General features: G+C 56.0%; 17 protein-coding genes. 2 read left to right on the top strand and 15 right to left on the bottom strand.

Annotation, left to right across the window (positions count from 1 at the left end):
• Nucleotides 1-74: 74 nt before the first annotated feature.
• A complete protein-coding gene (locus tag DW082_RS02745; RefSeq protein ID WP_055206087.1) occupies nucleotides 75-1,265 on the bottom strand; it encodes an FprA family A-type flavoprotein in 1,191 nt (396 codons plus the stop codon).
• Nucleotides 1,266-1,453: 188 nt separating this feature from the next.
• On the opposite strand from DW082_RS02745, the gene DW082_RS02740 reads away from it, so the two are divergent.
• Nucleotides 1,454-2,032: a DUF4294 domain-containing protein gene (locus DW082_RS02740; protein ID WP_055206089.1), complete on the top strand. Its 579-nt coding sequence runs from the start codon at nucleotides 1,454-1,456 to the stop codon at nucleotides 2,030-2,032.
• A 29-nt stretch (nucleotides 2,033-2,061) separates the two neighbouring features.
• On the opposite strand, the gene DW082_RS02735 is transcribed toward DW082_RS02740, so the two are convergent.
• The 9 genes from DW082_RS02735 to uvrA all read right to left on the bottom strand — a co-directional run bounded on the left by DW082_RS02735 (nucleotide 2,062) and on the right by uvrA (nucleotide 14,252).
• Complete coding sequence (locus DW082_RS02735; RefSeq protein ID WP_118457215.1) at nucleotides 2,062-2,529, bottom strand: nucleoside deaminase; 468 nt, start codon at nucleotides 2,527-2,529, stop codon at nucleotides 2,062-2,064.
• Nucleotides 2,530-2,580: 51 nt separating this feature from the next.
• A complete protein-coding gene (locus DW082_RS02730; protein ID WP_118457213.1) occupies nucleotides 2,581-3,816 on the bottom strand; it encodes an exo-beta-N-acetylmuramidase NamZ domain-containing protein in 1,236 nt (411 codons plus the stop codon).
• Entirely contained in the window at nucleotides 3,813-5,687 is a 1,875-nt protein-coding gene (locus tag DW082_RS02725; protein WP_118457211.1) for an MFS transporter, read from the bottom strand. The genes DW082_RS02730 and DW082_RS02725 overlap by 4 nt, the downstream gene beginning before the upstream one ends.
• Nucleotides 5,688-5,728: 41 nt before the next feature.
• A complete protein-coding gene (locus DW082_RS02720) occupies nucleotides 5,729-7,030 on the bottom strand; it encodes a SpoIID/LytB domain-containing protein (protein ID WP_118457209.1) in 1,302 nt (433 codons plus the stop codon).
• The gene (locus DW082_RS02715; protein WP_118457208.1) at nucleotides 7,027-7,968 is read right to left on the bottom strand and encodes a DUF4922 domain-containing protein; all 942 of its coding nucleotides are present in this window, start codon (nucleotides 7,966-7,968) and stop codon (nucleotides 7,027-7,029) included. Before DW082_RS02715 ends, DW082_RS02720 begins: the two co-directional genes overlap by 4 nt.
• A 24-nt stretch (nucleotides 7,969-7,992) precedes the next feature.
• Nucleotides 7,993-9,462 carry a glycosyltransferase family 2 protein gene (locus DW082_RS02710; protein WP_118457307.1) on the bottom strand — a complete coding sequence of 490 codons (1,470 nt, stop codon included), beginning with the start codon at nucleotides 9,460-9,462 and terminating at the stop codon, nucleotides 7,993-7,995.
• Between the two features lie 94 nt (nucleotides 9,463-9,556).
• Nucleotides 9,557-10,186 carry an O-methyltransferase gene (locus tag DW082_RS02705; RefSeq protein WP_118457206.1) on the bottom strand — a complete coding sequence of 210 codons (630 nt, stop codon included), beginning with the start codon at nucleotides 10,184-10,186 and terminating at the stop codon, nucleotides 9,557-9,559.
• 2 nt (nucleotides 10,187-10,188) lie between these two features.
• Nucleotides 10,189-11,409, bottom strand: a complete 1,221-nt coding sequence (locus DW082_RS02700) for a pitrilysin family protein (protein ID WP_118457305.1) — start codon at nucleotides 11,407-11,409, stop codon at nucleotides 10,189-10,191.
• A 2-nt stretch (nucleotides 11,410-11,411) separates the two neighbouring features.
• Nucleotides 11,412-14,252 (bottom strand): excinuclease ABC subunit UvrA, encoded by a 2,841-nt coding sequence (gene uvrA / locus DW082_RS02695; RefSeq protein ID WP_118457204.1) that lies wholly within the window; start codon nucleotides 14,250-14,252, stop codon nucleotides 11,412-11,414.
• A 157-nt stretch (nucleotides 14,253-14,409) separates the two neighbouring features.
• On the opposite strand from uvrA, the gene DW082_RS02690 reads away from it, so the two are divergent.
• Nucleotides 14,410-15,051, top strand: a complete 642-nt coding sequence (locus DW082_RS02690) for a DUF4932 domain-containing protein (protein ID WP_182424072.1) — start codon at nucleotides 14,410-14,412, stop codon at nucleotides 15,049-15,051.
• 46 nt (nucleotides 15,052-15,097) lie between these two features.
• On the opposite strand, the gene pyrI is transcribed toward DW082_RS02690, so the two are convergent.
• Genes pyrI through dapB form a run of 5 tightly spaced genes read right to left on the bottom strand, consistent with a single transcriptional unit; the run spans nucleotide 15,098 to nucleotide 19,248 of the window.
• Nucleotides 15,098-15,568: an aspartate carbamoyltransferase regulatory subunit gene (gene pyrI, locus DW082_RS02685; protein ID WP_055206108.1), complete on the bottom strand. Its 471-nt coding sequence runs from the start codon at nucleotides 15,566-15,568 to the stop codon at nucleotides 15,098-15,100.
• Nucleotides 15,569-15,595: 27 nt separating this feature from the next.
• Entirely contained in the window at nucleotides 15,596-16,507 is a 912-nt protein-coding gene (gene pyrB, locus DW082_RS02680; protein WP_055206109.1) for an aspartate carbamoyltransferase, read from the bottom strand.
• Between the two features lie 12 nt (nucleotides 16,508-16,519).
• On the bottom strand, nucleotides 16,520-17,128 hold the full coding sequence (locus tag DW082_RS02675) for a YigZ family protein (RefSeq protein ID WP_055206112.1): 609 nt from the start codon (nucleotides 17,126-17,128) through the stop codon (nucleotides 16,520-16,522).
• Nucleotides 17,129-17,135: 7 nt separating this feature from the next.
• Nucleotides 17,136-18,506, bottom strand: a complete 1,371-nt coding sequence (gene lepB, locus DW082_RS02670; protein WP_118457303.1) for a signal peptidase I — start codon at nucleotides 18,504-18,506, stop codon at nucleotides 17,136-17,138.
• A 22-nt stretch (nucleotides 18,507-18,528) separates the two neighbouring features.
• Nucleotides 18,529-19,248, bottom strand: a complete 720-nt coding sequence (gene dapB / locus DW082_RS02665) for a 4-hydroxy-tetrahydrodipicolinate reductase (protein WP_055206114.1) — start codon at nucleotides 19,246-19,248, stop codon at nucleotides 18,529-18,531.
• Nucleotides 19,249-19,293 lie beyond the last annotated feature (45 nt).

Genomic DNA, 19,293 nt, shown 5'->3' with positions numbered 1-19,293 from the left:
ATTTTTTAACAATTTTTGAGATTTATTACCGCATTTACCGCTTTTTTAACACGACGCTACGGCAGTACCACACCCTACCCGAGCAACCGGGCGGCCATCGCCGCAGCCAACGCATCGCAGGCCGCCTCTTTTCCGGGCTCGGGATGCCCCATGATCTCCGCGGCGGGCGCGACCACCTCCCACCCGATCTCTTCGGCGAAAGCATTCAGATTTTTGACGCCCCCTCCGTTCCAACTGTACGTACCGAAAATACCGAGCAATCTCTCCTTAACGCCCATATGCAGCAACTCGCGCGTCAGGTTCTCCATCAGCGGAAACATCTGCAGGTTGTAGGCGCAGCTTCCGAGCACCACCCCCTTATAGCGCCAGATATCGTTGATAAGGTATGAAATATGCGTTTTCGACACATCGTGGACGCGGACCTTTTTCACGCCGGCTTCGGCGATCCGACGGGCGATGTAATCGGCCATTTGCGCCGTATTGCCATACATCGACGCATAGATGACCACGACGCCGTCCTCGCCCTGATAGCTGCTCCAGCGATCGTACAGGCCGATCACCTTGCACGGATCGGTACGCCACACCAATCCGTGCAGCGGGCAGATCGTACGGATCGGATAGTCGCGCAATTTGGCGAGCGCCTTTTGCACCATCGGGCTGTACTTACCGACGATGTTCGAATAATAGCGGCGCATCTCGTCCTCGTAGAAAGCGAAATCGGTCTGGTCGTCGTACACCCCTCCGTCGAGCGCCCCGAACATACCGAACGCATCGCCCGAAAAAAGCACGCCGTCGGTCTGGTCGAACGTCATCATCGTTTCGGGCCAGTGCACCCACGGCGTAAACACGAACTTCAGGTTGTGATATCCGAGCGACAGCGTGTCGCCGTCCTTCACCTCGATCAGGTTGTCCCGTTTGCCGAAATAGGCTTCCAACACCCGGAAAGTTTTACAGTTACCGACGATTTTCACATCCGGGTAACGCTGCACCAGGTTTTCGATCTCGCCCGAATGATCGAGTTCCATATGGTGGATGATCAGGTAATCGAGCGGACGCCCATCGAGCGACTCGGACACCCAGTCCGCATACGAACGGTCGCTGCCGCTCTCGACGGTATCCATCAGCGCGCACTTTTCGTCCCGAATCAGGTACGAATTGTAGGACACTCCGTTGGGCAATGGCCAGATATTTTCAAAAAGTTGTTTGCGGCGATCGTTGACGCTCGTCCAATAAATCCGTTCGCCGATGCGTTGTTTACAATTCATAATCTAACTCTCCTCTTTTATCTTGTCCGTAAACGTTTCGTAATACAGTCTGCGGGCAGCGCGCCCGCGTTCCGTCCGGGGAAACACAACAATCCGTCCTCCATGCACGTTTTATACCCGAGCGGGCAGCGCCCGAATTTTATTTTAATTACCTTTGCAAAGGTAAAAATTATTTAGAAATCGAAAACATGAACCGCTGTCTGTTCCCGGTGCTTGCGGCCATTCTGCTGTTGACGAACCTGAAAGCCCCGGCACAGGTAATGACCGAGTACGGCCCGGTGCAAACGAAAGTCGTGGACGGGGATACGATCACGACGGTTTACCTGAAACCGGCGTTCGTCTTCAAACGCGCGGCCGACGAGAGACGGTGGTCGCGACTAATCTACAATCTGAAGGTCGTCTACCCGATCGCGCTCGAAGCCAATGCGACGTTGCACGCCATGGAACAGCGCATGGACAGCATGAAAACGAAGCGCGAAAAACAGGAATTCGTCAAAGCGATGGAACGCGCGCTGAAAAGGAAATACACTCCCGTTCTGAAAAACATGACCCTATCGCAAGGAAAGCTGCTGATCAAACTGATCGACCGGGAGACCGACCAGACCTCCTACGACCTGGTCAAACAACTGCGCGGCGGATTCCGCGCATTTTTCTGGCAAAGCATCGCGCGCCTGTTCGGCGCGAACCTGAAAGACACCTATGACGCCGAAGGCGACGACCAGATCATCGAAGAGCTGATCATGCTGTACGAAGCGGGATTGCTTTAAACCGATCCATAAACTCCCCCCGAAAACATTCAATATTCGACCTTATCGGGCTTTTCCCGCCACAGGCGGAATGCCTCGAGCGCTTCGCGGCGCAACAGACTCTCGCCCGGAATGCTGCGCCGCGACGGGGCGAGGACGACTTCGTCGTAGATAAACGCATCCCCGAAACCGATCTCTGCGGCATCCTTCCGGTTGTTGCCGTAATAAATCCGGGATATCCCGGCCCAGTAAGCAGCGCTCAGGCACATCGGGCACGGTTCGCAGGAGGTATAGAGTTCGCAACCTTCGAGCCGGAACACCTTCATCGCGGAACAGGCCGCGCGGATAGCCGTCATTTCGGCATGCGCCGTCGGATCGTTCAGCAGAGTCACTGAATTGGAACCCCGAGCAACGATCTTTCCGTCTTTCACGATCACTGCGCCGAAAGGCCCGCCGCCTTGCCGAACGCTTTCGCAGGACAGGCTGATAGCCTCCCGCATAAAATCTTCTTTCGTCATCTTCCTGTTTCTTTAATTACACGACACGTTCCGCCGGATATTGTCGTTCTTTCACTCCCCGTACAAATAGTATTTCCGCGACAACGTCCTGAACGGAGCGACATCCTTGTACCAATAGGCCCGGATATCTTCGAAACGGTTGCGCGCCGCAAAAGTCTTGCGCACGTAATCGCTGCCGGTCACCTGGTCCATCATCCGAAAACGCGCCGTATCGGCATTGGCCAGCACTGCGCGATCGGGATAGAGCCGGGCGATCTCCTGCATCACGTAAAACTGAATATCGGTCAGCGGCGCATCGGGGTACTTCGTAAGATGTACCTGCACGCCATGCAACTGCTTTCCCTGTCCGACCGAGTAAAACGGTTTGACATGGATCGGTCTGAAAATCACCCCTGGTAACTTCAGTGCGTTCAGGCTGTCGGCAAACTGCTCGGCATCGATCCATTCGGCGGCGAACATCTGGAACGGAATCGTGTACCCGACCCCGATCGACAGGTAGCCGAAATCGCCCACAATTCCGGAAGCCGGATAAAAAAAGGCCGTTTCCGCCTGCGGAATATGCGGCGACGACGGAATCCACTGCAACCCGGTGTCCTCGTACACCATATCCCGCTTCCAGCCCTCCATCGCGACAACGTGCAGGTTGCACGGCTTACCGATCATCCCTTCGCCGTTGAGCAGCATCGCCAATTCGCCGCAGGTCAACCCATAAACATACGGGATGCGGTACTGGCTGACGAAGCTGAAAAAACCGTCTTGCACCAGCGGCCCTTCAACCTTCCGTCCTCCGAGCGGATTGGGCCGGTCGAGCACGACGAATTCGATACCGTTCTCGGCGGCGGCGGCCATCGCTTCGCCCATCGTGCTGATGTAGGTGAACGACCGGCAGCCGATGTCCTGGATGTCGTACACCAGCACGTCGATCCCCCGCAGCATCTCCGACGTCGGTTTCCGCGTCTTGCCGTACAGCGAATAGACAGGCAGTCCGGTCACGGGATCGGTCTGGTTGCCGACGTGATCGCCGGCATGCGCATCGCCGCGCACGCCGTGCTCCGGCCCGAACAGGGCCACCAACTCGACATTCGGCGCTTCGTTCAAAATATCGACCGTCGACCGCAATCCGTCGTCGACTCCGGTAGGATTCGTAATCAACCCGACGCGCTTGCCCTCGAGCAGTTCGAACCGCTGCGCTTTCAACACCTCTATTCCCGTCTTGACGACGATCGGGCGAGCGACGCCCGTTCCGGCCAGCAACAGCGCCAGGCCGATCAACAAACTCTTTTTCATCCGTTATCGTTTTCTTTTTTCCTTCCGTAATCCGGATCGATCTTCAGCAGCGACACCGCAACGACCGGCACGACGCTGCACAGCATGACCCATACGAAGAAGTGATTGTAGCCGAGCTGTTCTTGCAGCCAGCCGGCGAACATACCGGGAATCATCATCCCCAGCGCCATAAAACCGGTGCAGATCGCATAATGCGCCGTCTTCTGCGGTCCGTCGGCATAGTACATCAGGTAGAGCATATAAGCCGTAAAGCCGAACCCGTAGCCGAACTGTTCGATAAAAACGCAGGCGTTGATCGCCAGCAGGTTCGACGTTTGCGAGAAGCTCAGGTAGACGAACGTGACGCAGGTCAGCAACATACTGAACGTCATCGGCCATATCCATTTTTTCAGGCCGCCGCGGGCCGCCGCCACACCGCCGATAATCCCGCCGAGCGTCAGTCCGATAATCCCGATCGTACCATATACCAGTCCGACTTCGCCGGTGGTAAGCCCCAGCCCGCCGGCCTCTTTCGGGTCGAGTAGGAACGGGTTGATCAGTTTCAACAGTTGGGCTTCCGAAAAACGGAACGTCAGCATAAAAAAGATCGCGGCCGCAGCCTGCGGCTTTTTAAAGAACGATACGAAAGTGGCCGAAAACTGCCGCAGGATATCGCGCGGCGTCGATCGGGCGGAAGCCCGGTCGGAACCGGGTCTCGGCAAAGCGAAGCGATGCCACAGGCCGAACAGCACGAACAGGCCCGCCAATACGAAAAAAGTGACCGACCAGGCGAACGGGATATTGCCCGAAAGCCCTTTATATTCGGCCGAACTGGGTTGTTCCAGTTTCGGATCGGCTTGGAAAACGATGTAGGCCGGTCGGTTCCAGTTGGTTTCGTCGAATGTCAGCCGGTCGCCGTGGACGAGCGAAACGCTCCTGTCCCCCCGGTTCATCGACGTGTTCAGCACAACCTCCCGTCCCGGCTCCGGACAGCCGGAAAGCGAAACCGCCGCAACCGCGATGTCGCCGGAGAAGCCGCCGACGACCGCCGCCTCGCGCCGTTCGCCGAAACGACGCCGGATCCAGCCGCCCAGCGGTTCCGAAACGTGAACGGTCCACCATCCGGCCTCCGCGACGTTTCGCACCGCCGTACCCGGCTGCTCTCCGGAAGTCAGGAATCCGTTGGCGCGATTTTGCGCTTCGACCAGTTGCAACCAACGCTTAAGGCTATCCTGCGGGATTCCGGCCGTACTCATCGTCACCGGCCCGGGCGCCGTCAAAAAATGCAGCTCTCCGGAGTGTCCGGACGGCACGGCAGCCGTCTCGGGCAAACGAAACTCCGTCCGCGACTGTCCGGGTTGGACTTTCACATCGATTCTCAGCGGCTCCGTCCCGGTCGCGCTTTCGATCAGTCCGGCCAGAATAATCAGCAGCCCCTGCCCCATGATGGTCGCTACCCGGTAAAACGTACTGCGCACCCCGACATACAACGCCTGCCGGTTCGTATCCAGCGCCAGCATGTAGAAACCGTCGGCGGCAATGTCATGCGTCGCCGAGCTGAACGCCATCAGCCAGAAAAAAGCCAGCGTGACCTGGAAAAAGAACGGAGCGGGAATCGTGAACGCAATCCCGGCAAACCCCGCCCCCAGCAGCAATTGCATCGTAACGATCCACCAGCGCTTGGTTTTCAGCAAATCGACAAACGGACTCCAGAACGGTTTTATGACCCAAGGCAGGTAAAGCCAACTGGTGTACAGCGCGATATCGGTATTGGATACCCCCATCCGCTTGTACAGGATTACCGAAATGGTCATCACCGCCACGTACGGCAACCCCTCGGCGAGGTACAGCGTGGGAATCCATGCCCACGGCGATCTTTTCAGGTTCTTCATCTCTTTTCGATCAACGGACGGCGCCCCGAGGCCGCTCCGAATCAATAATATTTTTCAACAGCGGCGCCTCGGTAATAGTGCAGCAGAATCCGGTCGTAAGCGAATCCCCGGTGTCCCATCACCGCCGCGCCGATCTGACACAGCCCTACGCCGTGCCCCCAACCGGCTCCGCGCAATATAAAACCTTCCGCCGTTTTCTCCACGACGAAAGCCGAACTGTACAGGTGCGACTCCGAAAGGACGCGCCGTATTTCGAGCTCTTTACCGATAGTCACGGCTCCCTGCGTACCGACGATCCGAAGCTTCACCAGCCGGCCCGAAGCGCCGCGCTGCACGGGAATCAGTTCCCGAATCGCCCCCAGGTCGATCCCCAACCGGCGGCGCACCAGATCGGACAGTTTCCACGGCGTATATTCTACCCGCCATCGGTAGAAATCCGAAGTTTCGCAGTCGTACCCGTTCAATACCTGTCCGAGAATCCCCGGATCGGACGTATTACAAAAAGCCTCGGCAGACGCCCCGACCCACCGCGCAGCTTCGTCCTCCCGCGTCAGGTCGGGCGCCGAAGGATCGCCGTCGCAATCCCGCACTCTCGACAGGTACGGATAATCGCGCTCCTCCCAACAATTGCGGAACTCTTCGGTAACCCCGCCGCAACACTTCGAAAAACGGGCGTCGCAAATTTCCCCTCCGTAGGTCAGCACTTCGCCGCAGGTATCGGCGACCGCCCGACGTACCGCGGCCGCATGTTCGTAAGTACGGGTAATCCCCTGATAACGCTGACAGTGATCGTCGGCGCAAACATCGAAAAGCGAATGATCCTCCCGGTCGTACCAGCGGATTCGTTCTTCATCGTCGGAACGGACAATGCACTTGGACTCCGCCACAGCAGGCTTCGCCTGCCGCCGAACGATCTGCGCCAGCAACCAACTGCGCGAAATCACCGCATGGGCTTTCAGAAGTTCGGGCGATGCGGAAGCGTTCATCTCCGACGCAATCACGCTTACGAGATACTCTTCTACGCCGATACGGTTGACGGCCGTAACCCGTCCGTCGTCCGCGATCAGTTCCAATGCGCCACGGAATACCTGGTCTTCGGTCCGCTGCCAGTGAAAACCAATCCCGATCACCACCTCTTTCAGCGTAAAAGAAGCGTCTGCCCCGCACGGTTCGAACCGCAAACGCCCGTAAGACGCTCCGTCCCATCGCACCCGGTCGCCGTCGGCCGAAACCCGGTTTTCTCCCGCAACCGTCTTCCCCGCCGCCGTATAGTCGCCATGCAGCACGAAATCGATCCGTTGCGCCGTCAGTACCCCGACGCTTACCTGCGGTTGCCGATTCATCCGATATTCAATTTACCGACAATCCGCTGCAACGCACTGTCGTCGATACATACTTCATTAAAAATCGCACGGATATTCTCCGCCGTAATCTTCACGAAATCATCCTTGCGCGGAACGATCATCACGCCGGCCAGATCGACCGAAGCCGGACTGACCAACAGATCGGTCGCTCCTTCGCCGTAAAAGCAGGCTGGCCGGTGCTTCGTACGCGGAAAAACGCAACTCGTCCATCCGTCGCTGTCGTACCACGTCAGCACGTTCATCATCGGTTCCGCATCCGCCGGCAATACCTCCAATGCCTCGTACAATTTCCCGAAGCAGGCGGCCGCAGCCGACGCGTCGGCGGAACGGATCACGAATCCGCCGCGCAGGTAATCGCGGATCGCATACGCTGCTGCCCCGGACGCTTCGAGAACCTTTTCGGTCGCAAAACGTCCGACTTCGGCCTCCAACGGCATCGCGCCTTTGCCTACCGCCTGAAAATGAGCATGGTCTGGAGCCGAGGCTCCGCACCGCGGGCCGTTGTAAAAGACGACCTCCCGGTCGAAGCAGCGCGCCAAAGCCAGCATATCCCCATAACGATCCGCGATCGACTGCGGCACGTGTTCCGCCGCAGGAATCGTAAAATGTCGGGCGAAAATCGGATACGGATTTACCAATACCCGATAACCGTCCCCCCAGGGTAATCCCCGCTGTTCGGGCGGTTGATTTTCCGAACATAAAAAACATTTTCGGGCAACGACGGACGCCGCATCGACCTTTGCGGCCGACGAAACGATCCGCGCCGGATTGAACTGCACCCGAATCAAAAAACCGTCCAGATCGAACGTCTTGGTTTCAATCCGCCGCAGCGCTTCGAAATTCCGCCGGGCAAACTCCCATTCCGCGAGTTGACTTTCGAAAAACGCGTTCAATTCATCGGCTCCAGGACAATTCATTTTTATACAATCGGTTACAATCCGTTATTTCACTTGCTTATTCATATTCAAGGCGATGCGGGCCCGCAGTTCCCACGTCCGCAAGCGGTCCTTGTAAACATTGTTCCGGTTCGTCCGGACGATGTCGAGCGAAGCGTCGGAATTATCGTCCCAGCGACGGCACAGATAAAGCACGTCGTATATCCGGCCGATCCGGTATTCGCGCGAAAAGCGCAGCCCGAGCGCATAATCCTCCCCATAACTGGTATTCGGCACTTTCAGTTCGCGCAACAGCGGCGTATAAAACGCGCGCGGAGCTCCCAGACCATTGATCCGTAACGCATTGTTCCGCCCGTTCTCAAGCGTCCACTCCCGGTGGTCGATCACCCCCGGCGGGATCGGCTTCATCTCGAAATCGGTCAGCATATAAGTCCCCACGACCATGGCACACCGTTGACTGTAAAAAGCCTCGACGATTTTCTGCAACGTATGTTCGTCGGCATATACGTCGTCGCTGTCGAGCTGCACGGCAAACCGGCCGCATCCGGGATGATTCACCCCGACATTCCAACAACCGCCGATCCCGAGGTCGTCCCGTTGCGGAACGATATGGATCAGCCGCCCGTCCGCTGCAAAGCGGTCGATCGCTTCGGTCGTGCCGTCGGTCGAATGATTGTCGATCACGATCAGATTGAATTTAAATCCGGCCTGCTGCTTCAGCACCGAAGCGATCGCATCGGCGATCGTCCGTACCCGGTTGCGTACCGGAATGATTACCGAAGCCTCGCACCCGAAACCGTCCCCGGCGAACGCAGGTTCCCGGAACGTCGGCTCCAGATAAGCCCCCACCCGTTTCAGATGGTCGGTACACGCCTGTTCCATTTCCATCTGCGCGTCCCGGTTTTTCGGATCGACATAGCTAAATAAAGTATTCACATCACCCGACTCATCATCCTTTAAATCAGAATATAGACATTCGTTAATATGCACCAACAAGTCCCGACAGGAAACCCTCAGACGCAAGTCGTAAAGCCCGGCGAAACGGTAATCGCGTTCCATCTGTCCTACGGCTCGTTTCAGCGCGTCCGTCCGGTACAGCAAAACCGGCCCGAAATCGAAATCGTCGCGCAGGCTGCCCGCCTGACAATCGATCACCGGGTGTTCGCTGCGGCGACCGTTCCGCACTTCGTAATAATCGGCGTAAACCAGCCCGGCATTCGTATCCCGCGCAACTTGCAGCATCCGGTCGAGAGCGAACATTCCCATCCGCAATACGGCATTGCCGGTATAGATCAACGTATAATCCCCAGAGGACGCTTCGGCGATCTTCCGGAGCGTCGCCGAAGCGCACAACGGCCCGCCGATCCGGTTTTCGCACTCATCGGCCGGATCGTTCTCCGACCCGTCCACCCAGAAAATTTTGTCTACCGCCTCTTCCCGGCGCAACCCGTCCGTTACGCTTTTCGCCTGCTCCGTACCCATACCGGGCAGAAAACAATCCACACGTATTTTCATCGCAATCTGCTTCTTGAACTTAGCAGAACAAAGATAGGACAAAATCCGCACGATCCCAACCGGCGGACTCTTTTTTACGGCCCCGTTCGTTTCGCTATTTTACCCGGATCAGATTCAACCCGTCGCGGATCGGCAGGATCACGTTTTCCACGCGGTCGTCCTGCAATACCCGGTCGTTGAACTCTCGGATCGCCCATGTATGCCGGTCGCCGACAGGTACGGTTTCGGCCACTTTCCCGTACCAGAGGATGTTGTCGGCCAGAAGATAGCTGCCGCTGCGCACCAGATGCGACAGAGCCATATCGTAATACTGCGGGTATTCGCGTTTATCGCCGTCGATAAAAATCAGATCGAATACGCCGAGCGACGGAGCGATATCGAGCGCGGAACCGATGTGCAGCGTAATGCGGCCGGAAAGCCCGCTGCGGATGAAATATTTCGATGCGATCGGTTCCAGTTCGTCGTTCGCTTCGATCGTATGCAGCTCGCCGCCTTCGCCGAGCCCGCGCGCCATGCAGATCGCCGAATAGCCGGTAAAAGTACCGATCTCCAGGATCCGCTGCGGACAGATCATCCGCACGACCATCTCCAGCAACCGCCCCTGCAAATGACCCGAAATCATCCGGGGTTGCACCACGCGCAGGTGGGTCTCCCGGTCGAGTTCGGCCAGCAGCGGATCTTCGGGGGTAACGTGCCGCTCGATATATCGTTCCAGATCGTCCATATCTACCGGTACATGAGCATCGAAAGGTTCTGCGTCCCGTAAATCTCGTTGGCCACCGCGACGATTTCGTCCCGCGTGACGGTGCCGATCTTCTCGCGGATCGTCTCCATCGCATCGATATTATTGTAAACCAGAAAACTGCGCGCGGCGCTCAACATATAGCTCTCGTTGTTCTCCATCGCGATCGTAATCTGGCCGAGGTACTGTTTTTTGGCGATATGCAACAGGCGGTCGCTCAACTTTCCGCTGCGGATTTTCGTCAGTTCGAGGTCGATCAGTTCGAGGCATTCGTCGGCCCGTTCCTTGTCGGTTCCGAAATAGATCGTCGCAAGACCCGTATCGCTGAACGGGGTGAACCCCGCTTCGATATTATAAGCCAAGCCGTTGCGCTCCCTTACGGCCAGGTTCAGCAGCGAATTGGCCGACGGGCCGCCGAGTAGGTTCGTCAGTAGCGACAGCACCACGCGCCGTTCGTCGTTCAGGTTGTAGGCCCGGCCGCCGAGAATGCAATGAGCCTGATAGCATTTCCGGTGGAGCTCTTTCGAAAAGGATGCGACCGAAACGACCGCATCGCGCGTAAAACCGCGCAGCGACTCCCCCATCCCGCCGAAATAACGGTCGCACGTATCCTTGAAACGCTTTGCCGAGACATTGCCGATCACCGAAAAAACCATCTGATCGGTATTGTAAGTACGCGCCACGAAACGCAGCAAATCGTCCCGCGTATACTTCATCAACGCGCTTTTACATCCCAGGATATTGTGGCCGAGCGACGAACCGACGAAGATCATATCCTCGAAATCGTCGAAAATCCGGTCGGAAGGCGAATCTTTGTACGAGTTGATTTCATCGACGATCACCTCCTTCTCCTTCTCCAACTCGCGCTGCGGGAAAGTCGAATGAAAAACGATATCGGCGATCAGCTCCGCCGCCTTGGCAAAATCGCCGCGCAGCGTGGTAGCGTGCACCACCGTCTCCTCCTTCGTCGTATAGGCATTCAATTCGCCGCCGAGATTCTCGAGCCGACAATTGATATGGAACGCCTTGCGGTGGGTCGTTCCTTTGAAAAACGCATGTTCGAGCAGATGGGCAAGCCCCTGTTCGGACATTTCTTCGTCCCGACTGCCAGTATTGACCGTCAGCGCACAGTTGACGACCGCCGAACGCACCTGTTTATGAATGCAGCGAATCCCGTTAGGCAGGGTATAGCAGGTAAATTCCATCGTCATTTTTTTGTCTTCGCAGCCCCCCGCCGCGAATTTTCGGCCAAAGATAGGAATTTTCCGGTATAACTTTCGCGGCACGTCATCAGATCGGCGGGCGTTCCTTCGAAAACCACCCTGCCGCCGCGCTCGCCGGCCTCGGGCCCGAGGTCGATCACCCAGTCGGCCGATCGAATCACGTCCATGTTATGCTCGACGATCACCACCGTATGTCCCCGGGCCAGCAGGGCGTCGAAAGCCCCCAGCAGCTTGCGGATATCGTGGAAATGCAGCCCGGTGGTCGGCTCGTCGAAAATGAACAGGATCGGGCCTCCGGCATTTTCCTTGATCAGGAACGACGCCAGTTTGACGCGCTGGCTCTCCCCGCCGGACAGCGTCGACGACGACTGCCCGAGTTTGACATAGCCCAGTCCCACATCCTGCAACGTCTTCAGTTTCTCGATAATCTTTTTATTGATCGCATCCTTGTCCTGATAGGCTGCGAACAGGTCTACGGCAGCATCGACCGTCAGTTCGAGAATATCGTAAATCGAATGACCGTGATACTTCACCTCCAGCACCTCGTCTTTGAACCGTTTGCCGCCGCAGCTTTCGCACACCAGTTCGACGTCGGCCATAAACTGCATACCGACCTTGATGACGCCTTCGCCTTGACACTCCTCGCACCGGCCTCCCGCCATGTTGAACGAAAAGTGCGACGGAGTCAGTCCGTTATGCTTCGCATAAGGCTGATCGGCAAACAGTTTACGAATATCATCGTAAGCTTTTAAATAGGTGACCGGATTCGATCTAAGCGATTTCCCGATCGGGTTCTGGTCGATGATCTCGACTCCTTTCAATCGCTTCAGATCGCCGCCGAGCCGCTCGAAATCGCCCGGCTTCATCCCCGTTTCATAAAGTTCCCGACGGATCGCCGGATAAAGGATTTCGCGAACGAGCGACGATTTACCGCTGCCGCTAACCCCGGTTACGCAGGTCATCACGCCGAGCGGGAATTTCACGTCGATCCCTTTCAGGTTGTTTTCCCGGGCTCCGATCACCTCGACGTAGCTATTCCAGCGACGCTTGTTCGCAGGCGGTTCGATCCGTTCGACGCCGGTCAGGTATTTCGCCGTCAGACTGTCCTTCGCAGAAGCCAGTCGGTCGATACCGCCCTGAAACATCACCTCGCCGCCCTGGTAACCGGCCAGCGGTCCGATATCGATAATCGTATCGGCCGCCCGGATAATCTCTTCCTCGTGCTCGACGACGATCACCGTATTACCCAAATCGCGCAGTTTTTTCAGCACGGCGATCAGCCGGTTCGTATCGCGCGGATGCAGACCGATACTCGGTTCGTCGAGGATATACAACGATCCTACCAGACTGCTGCCAAGCGAAGTAGCCAGATTGATCCGCTGGCTCTCGCCGCCGGACAGCGTCGACGACAGCCGGTCGAGGGTCAGGTAGCCGAGACCGACCTCATTGAGGTATTCGAGCCGGTTGCGGATTTCGGTCAGCACCCGCGCAGCGGTTTTCCCGTCGCGGTCGTCGAGCCGCAAACCGTCGAAAAAACGTTGCAGTTCGTCGACCGGCATCGTCACCAGCTCGCCGATATGCTTTCCGCCAACCTGCACGTAGAACGCCTCCTTACGCAACCGCCCGCCGCCGCAGTCGGGACAAACGGTCTTGCCGGTATAGCGAGAAAGCATCACCCGGTACTGGATCTTGTAACGTTCTCCCTCCAAGAATTTGAAAAATTCGTCAAGTCCGTGGAAAAACTCATTGCCTTTCCATAGCAGCCTCTTCTCTTCGCGCGTAAGTTCGTGGAACGGACGGTGGATCGGAAAGTCGAATTTCGGGGCATTGATTACCAACTGGTCGCGCCACCACTTCATCGTCTCGCCGCGCCAACATGCGATCGCATCCTGATAAATGCTTTTGTTCTTGTCCGGCACGACCAGATCCTCGTCGATCCCGATTACCTTGCCGTATCCCTCGCAGCGCGGACAGGCGCCGATCGGATTATTAAAACTGAACATATGTTCCGACGGATGCTCGAAAACGATGCCGTCCAACTCGAAACGGGACGAAAACGACTCGACACGGTCGCCGTCCGCTTGCTGAACGATCACGTCGCACACGCCGTCGCCCTGCAAAAATGCGGTAGCCACCGAATCGCCCAAGCGACTGAGCGTCTCCTCGTCATCGGTAGCTTTCGCCCGGTCGACCACGATCCGCAAGTCGGCGCGTCCGGCGTAATCGTCCGCCTGCGCGATAATATCCTCGATAAAAAGCGACTGTCCGTCGATATAAAGCCGTTGCAAGCCCTCCTTGACCAACAGCGTCAGTTTCTCGATCAATCCCTGTCCTTCGGCCGTTTTCAGCGGAGCAGCGACCAGCACGCGGGTTCCGGACGGCAGCGCGGCGATGTAGTTGACTACGTCGGCCACCGTATGCGAACGTACCTCGCGTCCCGACACCGGCGAATAGGTACGCCCGATACGGCCGAACAGCAGTTTCAGGTAGTCGTAAATTTCGGTCGACGTACCGACCGTCGATCGCGGATTGCGCGTATTGACCTTTTGCTCGATGGCGATGGCCGGCGCGATCCCCGTAATGAAATCGACGTCCGGCTTGTTGATCTTACCCAGAAACTGCCGCGCATAGGCCGACAGGCTCTCGACGTAGCGCCGCTGCCCCTCGGCGAAAATGGTGTCGAACGCGAGCGTGGATTTGCCCGATCCCGACAATCCCGTAATGACAACCAACTGATTGTGCGGAATTTTAACCTCGATATTCTTCAGATTGTGCACCCGCGCGCCTTTGACATGAATATATTTTTCCTCTTTCGGATTCTGCATTCTAAAAAAATTAATCGCTAAAGATAACGATTTTTCAGCAAAAATTGATACACGACACCGGACTCTATCATCGCCGTATTCGGAAAAACAATGACGGAAGAGTATTTGAAAACAATATTTTGTAACTTTACACGACCAACTAATCATTTCTGAATCCGTGAAGATCCCCCTGCTGCTCTTCCTGTCCATATTACTTTCCGGACTCCGGGCCGTCTATGCCGACACGCCCTTGACAGCCAAAGTAGACAAACGCGTCGAATCGCTGGTCAGAGTCTCCGTCATCCGCTACCTGCTCAATCACGGGGATACGACGGCCGCGACACGACAGGTCAAGCAGGATATCGCGCAGGGGTTTCTGTGGATGTCCAAATTGTCGCGTCTGCTGACAACCTACGAAAAACAACGGAACGCCTATCCGACCATGGAAAGCTTCATGCCGCGCATCGTGGAATTTTTCAACAACACGGCCGATCAGATCGACCGGTGGCCCCGTTTCGTCTCGATCGAAGAGTTCGAAAACGGCGACAATCAGGTCGATCCCGATCTGAAAACGCTGACCATTCGTTTCGACCGGCCGATGTCCGGAGGATATGGTTTCGGATACGGGCCTTTGGGACAGGAACATTTCCCGCTGAAAAAGGTCAACGGGTATCCGAACGACCGAACGATTACTATCGACACCGCGCTAAAACCAAATTTCGAATATCAAATAAACTTGCTGAGCATCGGATTTTTTTCTACCGAAGGATGGCCGATCAAAAACACGCTGATCCGTTTCAAAACCGGATCGGGAAAATAAAAAAACGCGGAGCACTTCCCGCGTTCGCATAAAAAATCAATCCGTTCTATTTTCCGATCTCGGTTTGCTCCTGGTGCGTGATCTTTTCGCAGTATCGGCAGCGGAGCGCGATTTCGTCCCCGTTGCGGATCACCAGGAACGAGGTTTCGACCGGTTCGTTGTTGGTGACGCACTTCGGATTGGCGCATTTCACGAATCCCCGGATCGTCTCCGGAATCGTAACGGCATGCTTTTCGACCACCTTGAAATCCCGGATGATATTGACGACCGCCATCGGCGCGACGATCGCGATCCGGTTGATCTCCTCCTGTTTGCAGAAACGGTCGTTGATTTTGATGATCGCCTTGGTTCCCATGCGTTTGCTTTCGAGGTTCGTTCCGAACGTAATCCGGTGATTCTCGTTTTCGAGTCCCAGTATTCTGATAATTTTAAAAAGATTGCTGGCCGGAATATGGTCGATGACCGTTCCGTTTTCGATAGCTGTAACTTCCAGCCTTCCTTCTCCCGTATTTTTCATGATTGCGATAAACTATAAAATAAACGGTTATTCGACGGCGCCCAACAGGTAACTGATGATAGCCATGCGGGTATAGACGCCGTTCTCGGTCTGTTTGAAATAGTAGGCTTTCGGATTGCCGTCCACGTCGGTGTCGATCTCCCCGACGCGCGGCAGCGGATGCAGGATGCGCATGTTGGGTTTGGTATTTTCCAGCATACTGTTTTTGAGGATATAAACGTTCTTCACGCGTTCGTACTCCATCGGATCGGAGAAACGTTCGCGCTGCACGCGGGTCATGTAGACGATATCGGCGTCGCCGAGCGCCTTTTCGATGCTGCGGGTTTCGGTGTAAGGAATCCCTTTCCCGCGTAAGAACAGCTTGTATTCGTCGGGCATTTTCAGCTCGTCCGGAGCGACGAACGTGAACGTCGGGTTGAAGAACGACAGCGCTTCGAGCAGCGAATGCACCGTCCGGCCGTATTTCAGATCGCCGATCATCACGATATTGATATTTTCGAGCGTACCCTGCGTTTTCTTGATCGAATAAAGGTCGAGCAGCGTCTGACTCGGATGCTGGTTGGCCCCGTCTCCGGCATTGACCACCGGCACGCGCGAAATCTCGCTGGCATAACGGGCCGCACCTTCGATCGAATGACGCATCACGATCATATCGCAGTAGTTCGAGATCGTCATGATCGTATCGTGGAAAGTTTCGCCTTTCGAAACGCTGGTATTCGAAGTCCCCGAAAAACCGATCACCCGGCCCCCGAGACGATTGATCGCGCTTTCGAAACTCAGCCGCGTCCGTGTCGATGGTTCGAAAAACAGCGACGCGAATACCTTCCCGGCCAGCACCTGTCGGTGCGGATCGGCCTCGAAACGGGCGGCCAGATCCATAATCTTCAGAATTTCATCGCACGAAAAATCGGTGATCGAAACAAGACTTTTCTTTCCCATAGAACTCTATTTTTACTTTAAATCAATGCTCATACTCTCCACGTTCCGCAATCGTTCGAGCAACTGTTGCGACCGGCTTCGACGGATCGAAAGCGTCATCGTGCACGCGTTGTCGAACTGCTGGCCGAGCACCTCCGGCTGCATCTCTTTGACGATCCGCATCACGTCGTTCATCGCCAGGTAGCCGAACCCGATCCGCAACACGGTATTCACCGTACGCTGCACCACTTCGGCCGCATCCAGAACCGCCGCCGCCGACTCCTTATAAGCGGCGATCAATCCGGGCACGCCCAATTTGGTTCCGCCGAAATAGCGTACCACGACCACCAGCGCATCGGTCACCTGCCGCGACAACAACTGCCCCAGAATCGGCCGTCCAGCCGTCGAAGAGGGTTCCCCGTCGTCGTTCATCCGCACGTTTTCGCCTTCCGGCCCCAGGCGCCATGCATAGCAATGGTGCGTCGCATCGTAATAGCGCTTACGCAACCCGTCCAGCGCATCGCGGATCTGCCGCTCGTCGGTCACCGGCCAGGCATAGGCCAGAAACTTGCTTCCCTTGTCCTTATAGATGGCTTCGGCCGGGGCCGCGATCGTATAATAGCTGTCGTCGGCGGGTTCCATCGTCGGTCTATTTCACTTTTGAAAAAATCCGGTTCCAGCGGATATTGGCCGGAAAACTTTTATCCTTATCGAGCGACATCCACACGAACGACGGTTTTCCGACGATATGATCCTCCGGAACGAACCCCCAATAACGGGAATCCAGCGAATTGTGCCGATTGTCCCCCATCATGAAGTAGTAGTCCATCGCGAACGTGTATTTGTCGGCCGGCGTACCGTTGATATAAATTCGCCCGTCTTTGATTTCCAGCTTATTCCCTTCGTAAGTTTCGATGATCCGCCGGTACAGCGGCAGGTTCTCGACGGTCAGATCGACCGTCGAGCCTTTGCTCGGAATCCACAGCGGCCCGAAATTATCGACGTTCCACGGATAGTTTTCGCTCTGTGGGAAAATATCGGGATCGGCCCCCTCGCCCTCCCTTTTGATTATCGCCGTCACGTTCCCCATCGAACGCATCCGCCGCGCATTTTCAGCGGTCAGCGGCAATTCCACATACGCGTAGTTAGCCGCATCGTAGTGAATATCGTCCTTGGCAACGCCCATGTCTTCGAACACGTCGGGATTGACCGGCGTACCGTTCGTTACAACCGTATAATTGTACTGTTTACCCGGAATATCCGCCTGCGGCTGTCCGTTGATCCACATTTCGGAGTGTTCGATAAAAATCGTATCGCCGGGCAGTCCGACCGCCCGTTTGACATAGTTTTCGCGCTTGTCGACCGGACGGACGACGATCCCCTCGTCCATCAGCATCTGGCGGCCGCGCCGGTCGCCGTAACGACGTTGGTACTGCCGCAAAGCGTTATAATAGCTGTCCGACGGATAAGCCAGACTTACCGTATCTCCTTCCGGAAAGTTGAATACGACCGGATCGTTGCGTTTTACGTTTCCGAATCCTTTCAGTCGGTGGTACGGCCACTTGATCCATTCGACGAACGACTTTTTGGTCTGAGAAAACGGCATCGTATTGTGCACCAGCGGCATCGAAATCGGCGTATTCGGGATGCGCGGACCGTAGGCCGTCTTGCTGACGCAGAGATAGTCGCCGACCAGCATACTCTTTTCCATCGACGGCGTCGGAATCACGTACATCTCGAAGAAGAAGATCCGGATCAGCGTAGCCACGACCGTCGCGAACAGAATCGCTTCGACCCACTCGGAAGTCTTGCGGTAGGTCTTGTTGGTTCGCTTGCGTTCCTTGTGCTTCCGCCAGAACAAGCGGTACATCGTCTTCGATATATAAATATCGTAAATCACGACCAGTCCCAGCAACAACCACAGGTTGCCCGTCCAGACCACGAACCACAGCAGGTAAATGACCGATACCACGCCGAATTTTACCCAGCGGTTACCCCAAATCGTTTTCAGTTTGTTCAGAAATTTATTCACAGTCGGCCGGTTAATCGATTCCCATTAGATCCTTCATGGTGAAAATACCCCGCTTGCCGCAGATGAATTCGGCGGCGAGCACGGCTCCGGTAGCCAATCCTTTGCGGCTCTTGGCACTGTGCGTAATGGCGATCAGGTCGGCATCCGACTCGTAGGTAACGGTATGAATCCCGGGAACGACGCTGCGGCGTACGGAGGTGATCTCCAACTCGGCGGGCTCGGTCGTCGTACCGCATATCCATTTCTTTTTGCGGGTCAGGTTCCCGAGAATTCCTTCGGCCAGCGTGATCGCCGTTCCGCTCGGAGCATCCTTTTTCTGCGTGTGATGGGTTTCTTCGACCGTCACGTCGTATTCCGGAAAACGCTCCATCAGTTCGGCCAGTCGGCGGTTCACCGCGAAAAACACGTTGACGCCGACGCTGTAATTCGAAGCGTAGAAGAACGTGCCCTTCCGCTCGTTGCACAGCTTTTCGACTTCGGCGTACCGGTCGAGCCATCCGGTCGTACCGCACACCACCGGCACGCCGGCTTCCAGGCAGGTTACGATGTTCTGAAAAGCGGTATGGGGAGTGGTGAATTCGATAGCGACATCCGCTTTCCGAAGGTTTTCGGCATTCAGATCGCCGGCGTTGTCGATGTCGATAATCAGCGTAACGGTATGGCCCCGGGAGATCAGGATCTGTTCGATTTCCTTTCCCATCTTGCCGTAGCCTATCAATGCAATCTTCATAATACGTACGAATGTTTTCGCAAATTTACGCTAATTTTTAAATAA

Source organism: Alistipes sp. AF48-12, from assembly GCF_003477565.1.
GTDB lineage: Bacteria > Bacteroidota > Bacteroidia > Bacteroidales > Rikenellaceae > Alistipes_A > Alistipes_A hominis.
Note: the sequence above shows the minus strand (reverse complement) of the source record. Positions and strands in the feature narration are given on the sequence as shown.

Bases quoted from the DNA above. Each gene is read 5' to 3' on its own strand.
- DW082_RS02745 (WP_055206087.1), bottom strand. From the start codon at position 1,265: ATGAATTGTAAACAACGCATCGGCGAACGGATTTATTGGACGAGCGTC.
- DW082_RS02740 (WP_055206089.1), top strand. From the start codon at position 1,454: ATGAACCGCTGTCTGTTCCCGGTGCTTGCGGCCATTCTGCTGTTGACG.
- DW082_RS02735 (WP_118457215.1), bottom strand. From the start codon at position 2,529: ATGACGAAAGAAGATTTTATGCGGGAGGCTATCAGCCTGTCCTGCGAA.
- DW082_RS02730 (WP_118457213.1), bottom strand. From the start codon at position 3,816: ATGAAAAAGAGTTTGTTGATCGGCCTGGCGCTGTTGCTGGCCGGAACG.
- DW082_RS02725 (WP_118457211.1), bottom strand. From the start codon at position 5,687: ATGAAGAACCTGAAAAGATCGCCGTGGGCATGGATTCCCACGCTGTAC.
- DW082_RS02720 (WP_118457209.1), bottom strand. From the start codon at position 7,030: ATGAATCGGCAACCGCAGGTAAGCGTCGGGGTACTGACGGCGCAACGG.
- DW082_RS02715 (WP_118457208.1), bottom strand. From the start codon at position 7,968: ATGAATTGTCCTGGAGCCGATGAATTGAACGCGTTTTTCGAAAGTCAA.
- DW082_RS02710 (WP_118457307.1), bottom strand. From the start codon at position 9,462: ATGAAAATACGTGTGGATTGTTTTCTGCCCGGTATGGGTACGGAGCAG.
- DW082_RS02705 (WP_118457206.1), bottom strand. From the start codon at position 10,186: ATGGACGATCTGGAACGATATATCGAGCGGCACGTTACCCCCGAAGAT.
- DW082_RS02700 (WP_118457305.1), bottom strand. From the start codon at position 11,409: ATGGAATTTACCTGCTATACCCTGCCTAACGGGATTCGCTGCATTCAT.
- uvrA (WP_118457204.1), bottom strand. From the start codon at position 14,252: ATGCAGAATCCGAAAGAGGAAAAATATATTCATGTCAAAGGCGCGCGG.
- pyrI (WP_055206108.1), bottom strand. From the start codon at position 15,568: ATGAAAAATACGGGAGAAGGAAGGCTGGAAGTTACAGCTATCGAAAAC.
- pyrB (WP_055206109.1), bottom strand. From the start codon at position 16,507: ATGGGAAAGAAAAGTCTTGTTTCGATCACCGATTTTTCGTGCGATGAA.
- DW082_RS02675 (WP_055206112.1), bottom strand. From the start codon at position 17,128: ATGGAACCCGCCGACGACAGCTATTATACGATCGCGGCCCCGGCCGAA.
- dapB (WP_055206114.1), bottom strand. From the start codon at position 19,248: ATGAAGATTGCATTGATAGGCTACGGCAAGATGGGAAAGGAAATCGAA.